The sequence below is a fragment of the Bartonella saheliensis genome, assembly GCF_902162175.1.
In genome coordinates this window covers 68142-80249 of sequence record NZ_LR607200.1, presented here as the reverse complement: position 1 = coordinate 80249, position 12108 = coordinate 68142, and the positions used below count along the sequence as shown (strand labels likewise).

At 38.2% G+C, this 12108-nt stretch carries 11 protein-coding genes; 5 read left to right on the top strand and 6 right to left on the bottom strand.

Annotated elements, in window-relative coordinates; genetic code table 11:
- The first annotated feature begins 28 nt into the window (after window positions 1-28).
- Complete coding sequence (locus FS875_RS03620) at window positions 29-619, top strand: Smr/MutS family protein (protein WP_144753161.1); 591 nt, start codon at window positions 29-31, stop codon at window positions 617-619.
- 957 nt (window positions 620-1576) lie between these two features.
- Here FS875_RS03620 and FS875_RS03615 read toward each other — a convergent pair.
- Window positions 1577-2107, bottom strand: a complete 531-nt coding sequence (locus tag FS875_RS03615) for a GcrA family cell cycle regulator (protein ID WP_144753158.1) — start codon at window positions 2105-2107, stop codon at window positions 1577-1579.
- Window positions 2108-2592: 485 nt separating this feature from the next.
- Between FS875_RS03615 and FS875_RS03610 the strand changes: the two genes are divergently transcribed.
- From FS875_RS03610 to FS875_RS03600, 3 genes are read left to right on the top strand one after another with little or no spacing between them, the layout of a single operon-like run.
- Window positions 2593-3774, top strand: a complete 1182-nt coding sequence (locus FS875_RS03610) for an aspartate aminotransferase family protein (protein WP_144753212.1) — start codon at window positions 2593-2595, stop codon at window positions 3772-3774.
- A 27-nt stretch (window positions 3775-3801) separates the two neighbouring features.
- The gene (argF, locus tag FS875_RS03605; protein ID WP_144753155.1) at window positions 3802-4749 is read left to right on the top strand and encodes an ornithine carbamoyltransferase; all 948 of its coding nucleotides are present in this window, start codon (window positions 3802-3804) and stop codon (window positions 4747-4749) included.
- Window positions 4750-4774: 25 nt separating this feature from the next.
- Window positions 4775-5776 carry an Hsp33 family molecular chaperone gene (locus FS875_RS03600; protein ID WP_144753151.1) on the top strand — a complete coding sequence of 334 codons (1002 nt, stop codon included), beginning with the start codon at window positions 4775-4777 and terminating at the stop codon, window positions 5774-5776.
- A gap of 394 nt (window positions 5777-6170) precedes the next feature.
- On the opposite strand, the gene FS875_RS03595 is transcribed toward FS875_RS03600, so the two are convergent.
- From FS875_RS03595 to ccmA, 5 genes are read right to left on the bottom strand one after another with little or no spacing between them, the layout of a single operon-like run.
- Window positions 6171-6779, bottom strand: coding sequence for a DsbE family thiol:disulfide interchange protein (locus FS875_RS03595; RefSeq protein WP_144753148.1), 609 nt, complete (start codon window positions 6777-6779; stop codon window positions 6171-6173).
- Window positions 6754-7005 (bottom strand): heme exporter protein CcmD, encoded by a 252-nt coding sequence (locus FS875_RS10450; RefSeq protein ID WP_144753144.1) that lies wholly within the window; start codon window positions 7003-7005, stop codon window positions 6754-6756. The genes FS875_RS03595 and FS875_RS10450 overlap by 26 nt, the downstream gene beginning before the upstream one ends.
- The gene (locus FS875_RS03585; RefSeq protein WP_144753141.1) at window positions 6993-7772 is read right to left on the bottom strand and encodes a heme ABC transporter permease; all 780 of its coding nucleotides are present in this window, start codon (window positions 7770-7772) and stop codon (window positions 6993-6995) included. The genes FS875_RS10450 and FS875_RS03585 overlap by 13 nt, the downstream gene beginning before the upstream one ends.
- A gap of 46 nt (window positions 7773-7818) precedes the next feature.
- Window positions 7819-8484, bottom strand: a complete 666-nt coding sequence (gene ccmB / locus FS875_RS03580; RefSeq protein ID WP_144753138.1) for a heme exporter protein CcmB — start codon at window positions 8482-8484, stop codon at window positions 7819-7821.
- Between the two features lie 11 nt (window positions 8485-8495).
- A complete protein-coding gene (gene ccmA / locus FS875_RS03575) occupies window positions 8496-9107 on the bottom strand; it encodes a heme ABC exporter ATP-binding protein CcmA (RefSeq protein ID WP_144753135.1) in 612 nt (203 codons plus the stop codon).
- A gap of 297 nt (window positions 9108-9404) precedes the next feature.
- Between ccmA and acnA the strand changes: the two genes are divergently transcribed.
- Window positions 9405-12092, top strand: coding sequence for an aconitate hydratase AcnA (gene acnA / locus FS875_RS03570; protein ID WP_144753132.1), 2688 nt, complete (start codon window positions 9405-9407; stop codon window positions 12090-12092).
- The last annotated feature ends 16 nt before the right edge of the window (window positions 12093-12108 follow it).

Genomic DNA, 12108 nt, shown 5'->3' with positions numbered 1-12108 from the left:
AGTACTCAATAATTTATGAGAAATTGAAATGCCCTCAAGTGAATGGAGACAAAAAAGAGATTTATTAGCTTTACAAGATCGCCTTTTATGGGAGAGAGTTTGTCACACAATAACACCACTTCATAATAAGAGGCTCTCTTCTATATCAGAAAATATTGCAAATATTAATGATAAAAAACAGTGCATAACTCAAGTCCCTCTAGGGAGGCAGGAAAATCAACAACGCTCAACAATTATTAAAAAAGAAAAGAGAGCTGTTACACAAGTGCATAAAATTCATTTCTTTGATCATGTTGCACATCGTAAAATTTCCCAAGGTCGTTATCCTATTGAGGCACGTCTTGATCTTCACGGTTATATGCAGGAAGAAGCTTATTTTCTCTTAAAAAAATTTCTACAATCCTCTCAACAGAGTGGATTGCGTTATGTCCTTGTGATTACAGGAAAAGGTCGATCTGTTGGGAGTGATGGAGCTTTATATAGATTTGTTCCGTATTGGTTATCAACACCAGCTTTTCGATATTATGTTCATGCGTTTGAGCAAGCAGCGCGTCAGCATGGTGGTGAAGGTGCGCTTTATGTTTGGCTGCGTCGTTTTGTGTCGAGAAAAGGAATGTGATGCTATTTGTAGTTGTTCCAGGTTCAATATTTATTTTAAAGGATCTCGTATATTATAGATCATAGAAGAGGCATGATGGCATATTAATTTATAATTTCTGTCTATTGCATAAGAGTTTTGAATACAATATTTCCTTATTTTAATTTTTTATAAAGAATTACAAAGACTATTCATCTTATGCACTACGCATTGCGTCATACTTTTGTTTATTGCGTGTCTTTTGGGCCTACGCTCTTCACACAAAATAGAACGTTTCAAGTAGGAATGTACTTATATTGCATATTTACGAGCTTATTTTAGAGCAATATCTCTTAATAATTTCAAGCTTATTCTGTGACATGAGCGCATGCAATAGTAATCTCCATGAAGCATATAAAATCAATTATAGATCTCCATTTTTATGCTTAATAAAAGTGTAAGCCACACGATCACACATTTTCTAGCCTCTAATATTGCAAAACCCTTGGAACTTGAGAGGGGTTATTGGCGGTATGCTTTTTTTAAAGTGTTTTTACTCTGCATGGACTCCCTTTGCACATGACAGGCAAACCAAAGGTTCTGATTGATTCAATATAAGAGAGCTTAAAATAAGAGAGATATATTTGTGGATTTTACTCAGGTTGTTAAACGATAAATTATTTTTATAAATCACGATATTACGCTATTAGAACACAAAGAATAAAAACATGATAGATTGAGAAACTGCATTATTCAAAAGATATTGCTATAGATCGTTTTAAAAGCTGTACAATTCAATTAAAGAGAATCGTGAAAATAAAAGAGCGTAAATTTATAACACATGGCTGCGCAATAGCACTAAAAGATACAATTTCGTTGAATATTTTCATGAAGAAACGTTTTCATTCATTAAAAAACTCATCAAATCTCTTTCTCATAATAATTCTATCATTGAAATTTAATCATAAGGCGCAGAATACGAAATTATATCGGCGGATATTATACCCTTATTCGCCGTCTTTCAGATATTGGTTGAAATGCTAGCTTAGCATGAAAAGCACAATAGGGACTATTTTCATCAGAATCAGCGCCACAAAAATGAAAATCGGCTGATAATGGATCGCCAACCGGCCATCTACATGTATTTTCACTCAATTGTAGCAGATTAAGTTGCCGTGATATAGGCACCACTACATTAGATTTTGTGGGCATATCAACTTCTTTGACATCTTCTGCTACAAACTCTGTCTTTAAAGTTGTTTCTTCAACGTTGACAGATGATGTGTTTATTGGCGATACTGTGGAGGTGTTGCGACGCACACGTGGAGATGATGGGTTGCTTGCGGGAGTTTTTTGCGCACGTGTATTTCCCTGTGCTGTTTTTCCGCGTCCTGGCAACTTCAATCGATGCACTTTGCCGATGACTGCATTTCTGCTGACCCCACCTAATTGAGCGGCAATTTGACTCGCACTTAACCCTTCACTCCAAAGCTTTTTAAGAAGCTCAACGCGTTCACATGTCCAACCCATATCAGCACTCCATTCCGATTACGTCACTAAGATGCTTCCCCTTTGCATCTTCAAATGTTTCAATAATGTTCTCAATGCACTAAATGAAAGAATTTTACACTCTAAGTGAGCATAAAAAATCATCCAACCTGTGGAACTTACAAATCAAAACATATCATCTTGCTTAACGATAGTATAAATTACAATATGCACTCACTCTATGACAAGAGCCTTTGCCTCTTGAAAAGTTTATTTAGAATGTTTTCCCCAACTTGCAAATCAATCATAGGTTAAACGTTCACTTTTATTTAAGGCTTTTTCCCAAAATGCTTATTTTTAGAACCTTCATTGACTTTTTTTCAATTGGTGTAATGATCTATTCCATGAGGTGTAATCATTAATCGAGCGAAATGTTGAAAGCACCGGAATGAAATGTATCAAGTTGTTTTATTTGTAGTGTCTCTTTTTATATATATTGAAAAGGTTAAAATATAAAGGGAATTATGATGGATGCCATTTCTATACAGCCACTTTATGAATGTTTTGCACGACGAAATTTACATTTTAAACAGGGGCAGGGGGTATGGCTTATCTCCGATAAAGGAGAGCGTTATCTCGACTTGACATCTGGTATTGCTGTTAATGCATTAGGATATGCACATCCAAAGTTGGTTGAGGCTCTCAAAAGACAAGCTGAAAAACTTTGGCACATTTCCAATCTTTTTCAATCACCCGAACAAGAGGCTTTTGCTGCACGGCTTTGTGCAAATAGCTTTGCTGAGAAAGTTTTCTTCTGTAATTCTGGTGCTGAAGCACTAGAGTGTGCGTTCAAAACGGCTCGTCATTATCATTACGCATCTGGCCATCCAAAACGCGTTGAAATTATTACTTTTGAAGGTGCATTCCATGGACGCACCCTTGCAGCGCTTGCTGCTACTGGGCATAAAAAATATCTTGAAGGCTTTGGTCCAAAAGTTGATGGATTTATTCAAGTTCCTTTTCGTGATGAAAGCGCTTTGCGAAACGCTATCAATAAAAATACAGCCGCTATTCTTATTGAACCTATACAAGGAGAGGGAGGAATACGAACAGTTCCTCACGAAACTTTAAGATTTTTGCGCAGAATATGCGATGATCATGGTTTGCTCTTGATTTTAGATGAAGTTCAAACGGGTATTGGACGAACAGGAAAACTTTTTGCCTATGAATGGAGTGACATCACACCAGATATTCTTACTCTTGCAAAAGGACTAGGGGGTGGATTTCCATTAGGGGCGTGTCTTGCAACAGAAAAAGCTGCAAAAAGTATGACATCAGGGACCCATGGTTCAACCTTTGGAGGAAATCTTCTTGGAATGGCGGTCGGCAATAGTGTTCTTGATACAATACTAGAACCAGGTTTTCTCCAGCATGTTCAGCACGTAGGCAATAAGCTAAAACATGGACTTTCAAAGATTCTCAATAGCTATCCTGATATTATCTGTGCAATTCAGGGAGTAGGTCTTATGATAGGTATTCAATGTGTTGTACCTACAAATGTTGTCGTGGATGCCTTAGAAAAGGAATATGTTCTCTGTACGAGTGCCAACAATAATGTCGTGCGCTTATTGCCTCCTCTTATCATCACGGAAAAAGAAATCGATGAAATTTTGCATCGTATTGAAAAAGCAATTGCTACTCTTTCGTAAATAAATAAAAAGGCAAGTATCATAAACATGACAAATGCTCTTCGTCATTTCACTGATTTATCCGTTTTAACCCCGCAAATAGCACGTGCTTTGATCGATTATGCAAAAATCCTTAAAGCATCTTTTAAAGCAGGGAAAGGATCTAAACCTTTTGTTGGTAAAACACTGGCGATGATTTTTGAAAAACCCTCCACACGAACCCGTATTTCATTTGATATCAGTATGCGCCAATTTGGCGGTGATACGATCATGCTCACAGGTTCAGAGATGCAACTTGGTCATTGTGAAACCATTGCTGATACAGCACGCGTTTTATCGCGTTTTGTAGATATTGTTACAATACGAACAACAACACATAATCGAATGCTTGAATTAGCACAATATGCACAAATTCCTGTTATTAATGCCCTTACAGATGATACACATCCTTGCCAAATTCTAGCAGATATTTTGACCTATGAAGAACATCGTGGACCAATTGCAAAAAAAACATTTGCATGGATAGGAGATGGTAACAATGTGCTTCACTCCTTAATTGAAGCAGCTGCTCTTTTTCATTTCTACTTACGTATTGCCACTCCAAAAGGTTGTGAACCACAAGAAAAATTTGTTCACTGGGCACGTGAACGAGGAGCTCATATTACATTAACGTATAATCCACAAAAGGCTGCTACAGATGCTGACTGTATTATCACCGATACATGGTTTTCCATGGGACAAGAGTTTCGGGCCCGTGATCATTCTGCCTTTCAGCCTTATCAAGTCAATGAAGCTTTAATGAAATTAGCCAAACCCAATGCTCTTTTCATGCATTGTCTTCCTGCTCATCGTGGTGAAGAGGTTGTTGATGCTGTGATAGATGGACCACATTCCGTTGTTTTTGATGAAGCTGAAAACCGTCTTCATGCTCAAAAAGCAATTCTTGCATGGTGTTTACAAGATGCATTTTTTTCTTCACAATCGTTTGCAAAATAGATCATATAAAAGGCAAAGAAAAGATATGTGTGAACAAACCACAGATGAAGCTCCTCTCAACAATATCCATTTGAGTGAAGATGATACTGTTATTCCTTTTCAAGTCGAAGAATTAGATATTCGTGGGCGTGCTGTACAACTTGGTAAAGCTTTAAATTCTATTCTTAACAGACATCAATATCCTGAACCAGTTTCTTATCTTTTGGCAGAAGCTTTGGTTTTGACCGTTTTACTTGGAACTTCTCTCAAGCTTACGGGAAAATTTATTTTACAAACCCATTCGGATGGACCGGTTAATATGCTGGTATGCGATTTTTCTCCTCCTTCCAGTTTACGGGGATACGCTCGTTTTGATAAAGAACAACTTAAACAAGCCATAGATAATAATCAAATCTCTTCAGAAACACTTTTAGGAAAGGGTACTTTAGCTTTCACGATTGATCAAGGTCCTCACATGCAACCCTATCAAGGGATAGTTGCATTAGATGGATCAAATTTACAAGAAGCTGCTCGTATTTATTTTGATCAATCAGAGCAAATTTCTACGGATATCCGTTTGGCTGTTGCTATATTAATCAATCGTGACAACCAAGGAAAACCTCAGAAAAGCTGGCGAGCTGGGGGTATTTTGACACAATTTTTGCCCCAAGCATCGTCCCATCATCAAATAGATGACCTTCATCAAAAGCAAGAAGAAACGAAAGACCAAACCCAATTAGATAACCAATGGCAAGAAGCTAAAATACTCATGGCAACGATTGAAAGTTCAGAATTAACAGATCCTCAAGTAGGGAGTAAACGGCTCTTATTCCGTCTTTTTCATGAACAAGGTGTGAGAGTTTTTAATCCGCTTTCTCTTGTCGACCAATGTTCTTGCTCGCGTGAAAAAATTAAAGGAATGCTGGAAAGCTTTCCCAGTGATGAACGAAATGAAATGGTTAAAAATAAATATATTTCAGTCACATGCGAGTTTTGCTCGAAAATGTATCGTTTTACACTGCAAGAATTTTTAGAAGAAAAAATATAATCAACTTCATAAAAATGATGATTACAAAAAAACCATTTTATTGGCGCTGTAAAAACCTAAAGCATAAGCCCATATGATCTCTTGAATATTTTTTTTAGCATTTTTCGATGTGTGCCAATGATCTTTTTGTTGAAATCACTATTCACTGGATATACTTTTTAAAAAAGAGTGTCCTGTAAAAGATATTTTTTCCTCTTGAAAGAGCTTCTTTATTTATTCTTGTATTTTTAAATTTAAAAAGCTGTTCATTATACTTATATTAAAAATACACGAAAAGGCATTTTTAACCTTTTCTAAGCTGTTTTTTTGATTCAAGATAAAAGAATTTGAAAAAAATCTCATAGTATTTAGTGTTTTCGTTTAATCGAGAGAAATGGTAAATTATATTTATAAATCAATATGTTGATATTTTATTTTCTTCTATTACGATTGCTTGTTCAATTTTGGGGAGAATTTTTTTTTGATAAATTTGCCATGTTAGGGGACCAACATGCTTGGCGATGATAATGCTCTCTTTGTTCAAGAGAAAGGTTTCTGGTGGTCCATATACCCCCCAGTCAATAGCTGTATATCCTGAAATATCAAGGCCAATCAATTTAAAAGGATTACCAAAACGATTTAAAAAGCGCAGAGCGTTTGCTTTGTTATCCTTATAATTAATACCAATCAGATCAAAACGTTTATCTTGTGCAATTTTCATAAGAAGAGAATGTTCTTCGCGACAGGGTAAACACCAAGACCCCCAAAAATTGATCAATGTGACACGTCCTTTAAATTGTTTTGAATGAAGATAACTTTCCTGATTAAGAAGGGGAAGGTATATCTCGGGGGCTGGTTTTCCAGCTAATGCATTTGGGAGAAGAGAAGGATCTTGCGGATATTTTTTATGCATAAAGTTGAAAAAAAACACCATGAGAAGAAGAAAAAGCATTAATGGTCCAAAAAGAACAAAGAAAACAGGCAAAGATATATTTTTTTTAAGTTTGGGAGGGATGTTCTTCATTATATTTTTCTTTTTGTGATCGTTCTTTTTTGTTTAATTGTTGGAGAATTTTTTTTTGGTAGATGCTCTTGCAAAGAATATAGCCAATAAGACAGAGGAGGGATATTGCAGAAAGGGTATAGCTTAAAACAACAATTTGCTTGTGTTTAAGGGTACCAAGGAAAAAATCGATTTTCTGAGATAAGTTTCCTAAAAGTCCGCTATGGATGCCATTTAGGTCAAGCATGATGAAGAGTCCTGTTGTTGTGCACGACGGGATTTTTTAATCTGAAGTATTTTGATATAACGGCTGTTGATTTCATTTCGCATAGCCATCAAATAAAGCGCAATAAACATAAAGACGAAACAAAATAACATGGTTATAAGAGGCCATAACATAGTATTGTCGATTGTTGGTCCTCCAGCACGTAATAAGGAGGCTGGTTGATGCAGTGTATTCCACCAATTAACGGAAAACTTAATAATAGGGATATTAACAAAGCCAACAAGGGTAAGAATTGAAGTCGCGCGAGCGGCTTTTACTTGATTGTCAAAAGCACGTCCAAGCAAGATAATGGCAAGGTAGATAAAAAGCAGAATTAAAACTGAGGTTAATCGTGCATCCCATACCCACCATGTTCCCCATGTAGGGCGCCCCCAAAGCGCTCCTGTCATGAGGGCCAAAGCGGTAAAAATTGCTCCAATGGGCGCTCCACATTTGAGAGCTACATCAGCAAGATGATATTTCCAAATCAAATTTCCTAATGCTGCTGCACTCATCGTTATATAACAGAATGTAGACAACCACGCGAAAGGGACATGGAGATACATAATCTTAACAGTCATACCCTGTTGATAGTCGTCTGGTGAATATATCACGAAAATAAGCCCTAAGATCAGAAGACATAACGTTATGCTGGCAAGCCATGGTAAAATGATTTTGCTTATTTTCATAAAACGGGTAAAACTTATAGGGAGTGACCTCATTTTATATGTGGGCGATAGTTCATTCATGAAATTCATAATAGGGAGAATTTTTCTATGCGGCAATCATCTTTTATTATTCGGATAAAAGCTTGAGCGTTAGAGCGGCAACAAAAGAGCTAAAGAGACACAAAAACAGTGAAAAAGCGCTAAGAAGAGCCAAGGAAGTTAGAAAAGAGGCATTTGGATTTGTTGGCGCTGTCGCCGCAGAAACGCCAAAAATCATAATTGGAATGATCCACGGCAAGATAATGATAAAAATAAGAAGCGTGCTATGTAACAATGAGCTTGCAAGCGCCGCTCCTATGGCGCCAATAAAAATAATAGCAGGTGTTCCACATAAAAGGGTAAGTATTGTTGTAAAAGTTATCGTGACATCTAAGTGGAGCATGAGGGCTAAAATAGGTGTGGTAAAAATGAGAGGAAGCATTGTTCCTACCCAATGAGCGATGCATTTGATAAAGACAATTAGCATAAAACTTTGTCTTTGTCCTGAAAGGATAAATTGGTCGAGATTGCCATCATCGCGATCGATTTGAAAAAGTTTGTTCAGATTAAGAAGTCCTGCGAGAAGGGCTCCAAACCACAATATCCCTGGACCTATTTGTGCAAGAATTTTTGGATCTGGTCCAATGGCAAAGGGGGTTATAATCACAACAGCGATGAAAAACAATAATCCTGTGAGCGAAGAGGTTTGTGGCGCTAATAATAGTTTAAGATCACGCCAGAACAGTGCTTTCATTTTATTCTCTCCTAGAGAGGTAAAAATTTTTCCAGAGCGATTGTATGGTTTTCTGGAATACCTAAGGAATGATGGGTGACGGCGATAATCATCCCTCCTTGATTGAGATGGCGCTGAAAAATATGAGTCAGGCATTTTTGAGCATAGCTATCAAGTCCTGATATCGGTTCATCTAAAACCCAAATAGGGCGATAGGAGAGCAAAAGACGAGCAAGAGCGACACGCCTTTGTTGACCAGTTGACAGTATGTTAAAGGGTAAATATTCAAGATCAGCAAGACCAATATCGGTAAGGGATTCATGGGGGGAGTACAGAGGCTGTCCATAAAACTCTGCCCAAAATTGCAAATTATCAATGACAGATAAGAAAGGTTTCATGGCATTTTGAGACCCGATATAATGACATGCAGTGGCAACAGGATATTTTTGTTCATCATCTTTAAGTATGACATGACCTTCAGCAGCTTCAAGAAGGCCGACAATGATTCGCAATAATGTAGATTTTCCGATGCCATTTGGTCCGGTGATTGTCATCAGTTGTTGTGGAAATAAACAAAAAGAAAGATCTTTGAACAGAATTTCCCCGTTTCTGTAAGCTGCTAAATCTTTGCCTGATAACACCATGTGATTGCCTATTTTTATATTTCCCTCTTTTTTATTGCATTATTGCATAAAAAAACACGTTTTTTTATGCAATTGTCCCTAGAATAGTTCTAGAAATAGTTCTATAAGGGATACGTTACATCAAGATCTGGTGTAGAATGGTTTTTGGCGCTGATTTCCGCATTTACCTACTGAAAGGTGGAGGGGGAAATGGATGGCGGAGGTAATTGCGTCTGCGCTCAAGCTGCGACCTTGACTCGTAGTTTGTGTTGTTCATTCCTGGAAATTGGGTGGTTTATAGTATGAGGGTGGACAGTCATGACTCACATTGATAGCTTTAATTGTCGCAGAACGTTAAAGGTTGGTGGCAAAGAATATACTTATTATAGCTTAATCGAAGCGGAGAAGAATGGACTTGAAGGCATTTCGCGTTTACCATTTTCGATGAAAGTTATTCTCGAAAATTTATTGCGTTTTGAAGATGGGCGCACAGTTAAAAAAGAAGATATCCTCAATGTTTCTAAATGGTTAAGCGACAAAGGAAGCGCAGGGGCAGAAATCGCCTACCGTCCTGCACGTGTTCTTATGCAAGATTTTACGGGTGTTCCGGCGGTTGTTGATCTTTCTGCAATGCGTGATGCTATGGTCAAACTTGGTGGGAACGCTGAAAAAATTAATCCTCTCATCCCTGTTGATCTTGTTATTGATCACTCAGTTATTGTTGATGATTTTGGCACTCCTATGGCTTTTAAGGAAAATGTTGAGCATGAATATGAACGCAATGGTGAGCGTTATCGTTTTCTGAAATGGGGGCAACAAGCCTTTCAAAATTTTCGTGTTGTTCCTCCAGGAACAGGGATTTGTCATCAGGTTAATCTCGAATATCTAGCACAATGTGTGTGGATGAAGAATGAAGAAGGGGATGAGACGGTTTATCCTGATACCTGTGTGGGAACTGATTCGCATACGACGATGGTCAATGGTTTGGGGGTTTTAGGTTGGGGGGTTGGTGGCATTGAAGCCGAAGCGGCAATGTTAGGCCAACCCGTCTCTATGTTGTTACCTGAAGTAATTGGTTTTCGCCTAACAGGGAAGCTTAAAGAAGGTGTTACAGCCACCGATCTCGTACTAACGGTGACCCAAATGCTCCGCCAGAAGGGTGTTGTTGGTAAATTTGTTGAATTTTTTGGCCCTGGTTTGGAGCATATGACTCTTGCTGATCGGGCGACAATTGGGAATATGGCCCCTGAATATGGAGCAACTTGTGGTTTTTTTCCAATTGATAAGGAGACAGTGCGTTATCTCAACATGACAGGGCGTGATGAAAATCGGATTGCCTTAGTCGAGGCTTACTCCAAAGCACAAGGGATGTGGCATGACGAAAAGGTGGCTCATCCCATTTTTAGCGATACAATTGAATTAGATATGGGAACTGTTGTTCCTTCTATGGCTGGTCCTAAACGTCCGGAAGGGCGTATTGCATTGGAAAATGTTGGACAAGGTTTTGGGAAGGCATTGGTTGAAGACTATAAGAAAACTTCAGGACAAGATGAGCATTATCCGGTTGAAGGTGAAGAATATACGCTTAGTCACGGTGATGTGGTGATCGCTGCGATTACTTCCTGTACAAATACATCAAATCCAAGTGTTCTTATTGCAGCAGGCCTTTTGGCACGAAATGCTGTGGCAAAAGGTCTCAAAAGCAAACCATGGGTAAAAACTTCTCTCGCACCTGGTTCACAAGTTGTTGAAGCTTACCTTAAAAATTCGGGTCTGCAAAAAGATTTAGATGCATTAGGATTTAACTTAGTAGGGTTCGGGTGCACAACATGTATAGGGAATTCTGGTCCTTTGCATCCAGCTATTTCCAAAACGATTAATGACAATGGCGTCATTGCTGCTGCAGTTCTTTCAGGAAATCGTAATTTTGAAGGGCGTGTCTCTCCTGATGTGCAAGCAAATTATTTAGCTTCACCTCCGTTAGTTGTTGCTCATGCGCTTGTCGGGACGGTGTGTAAAGATTTAACCAAGGAACCTCTTGGTGAAGATTTAGATGGTCATCCGGTTTACTTGAGAGATATTTGGCCAACTTCTCAAGAAATACAGGCGTTTATCGAAGAAAATGTCACACGTAAGGTTTTTGCTGAAAAGTATGCAGATGTCTTTAAGGGTGATGAAAATTGGCAAAAAGTTCAGATCCCTACGGGATCTACCTATTCTTGGGATGAGCAATCCACCTATGTTCGTAATCCACCATATTTCGATGATATGCAGAAAACACCAGATGTTTTACCAGACATTAAGGAGGCACGAATTTTAGGTTTGTTTGGTGATAAAATAACGACAGATCATATTTCTCCTGCTGGTTCTATTAAGGCTGCTTCTCCTGCTGGAAAGTATTTAATGGATCATGGTGTTAGCGTCGCTGATTTTAATCAATATGGGACACGCCGTGGGAATCATGAAGTTATGGTTCGTGGGACCTTTGCCAATATTCGCATTCGTAATTTCATGTTAGGAGAAAATGGTCGAGAAGGCGGTTATACGATTCATTATCCCTCAGCGGTAGAACAAACCATTTACGATGCAGCAATGGCGTATAAACAAGAAGGTATTCCGCTCGTTGTTTTTGCGGGTATTGAATATGGCAATGGATCATCACGTGATTGGGCCGCCAAGGGGACTAATCTTCTTGGTATCAAAGCAGTGATTGTACAATCCTTTGAAAGGATTCATCGCTCTAATCTTGTTGGTATGGGTATTGTTCCTTTTGTCTTTGAAGAGGGGGTAAGTTGGAAATCTTTAGGCTTAAAAGGAGATGAAAAGGTAACGATTGAAGGTATTCATAACTTGAAACCTCGTCAAAAGACCGTAGCAAAAATTACTTTTTCTGATGGTACGATAAAAACTGTTCCATTATTATGCCGTGTTGATACTGAAGATGAGCTAGATTATTTGCATCATGGTGGAATTTTGCAATATGTCTTGCGCAAGCTAGCTGTTTAAATGCCTTTGTTCGTTG

Coding starts and splice junctions, on each gene's coding strand:
- FS875_RS03620 (WP_144753161.1), top strand. CDS start 29: ATGCCCTCAAGTGAATGGAGACAAAAAAGAGATTTATTAGCTTTACAA.
- FS875_RS03615 (WP_144753158.1), bottom strand. CDS start 2,107: ATGGGTTGGACATGTGAACGCGTTGAGCTTCTTAAAAAGCTTTGGAGT.
- FS875_RS03610 (WP_144753212.1), top strand. CDS start 2,593: ATGGATGCCATTTCTATACAGCCACTTTATGAATGTTTTGCACGACGA.
- argF (WP_144753155.1), top strand. CDS start 3,802: ATGACAAATGCTCTTCGTCATTTCACTGATTTATCCGTTTTAACCCCG.
- FS875_RS03600 (WP_144753151.1), top strand. CDS start 4,775: ATGTGTGAACAAACCACAGATGAAGCTCCTCTCAACAATATCCATTTG.
- FS875_RS03595 (WP_144753148.1), bottom strand. CDS start 6,779: ATGAAGAACATCCCTCCCAAACTTAAAAAAAATATATCTTTGCCTGTT.
- FS875_RS10450 (WP_144753144.1), bottom strand. CDS start 7,005: ATGCTTGACCTAAATGGCATCCATAGCGGACTTTTAGGAAACTTATCT.
- FS875_RS03585 (WP_144753141.1), bottom strand. CDS start 7,772: ATGAATGAACTATCGCCCACATATAAAATGAGGTCACTCCCTATAAGT.
- ccmB (WP_144753138.1), bottom strand. CDS start 8,484: ATGAAAGCACTGTTCTGGCGTGATCTTAAACTATTATTAGCGCCACAA.
- ccmA (WP_144753135.1), bottom strand. CDS start 9,107: ATGGTGTTATCAGGCAAAGATTTAGCAGCTTACAGAAACGGGGAAATT.
- acnA (WP_144753132.1), top strand. CDS start 9,405: ATGACTCACATTGATAGCTTTAATTGTCGCAGAACGTTAAAGGTTGGT.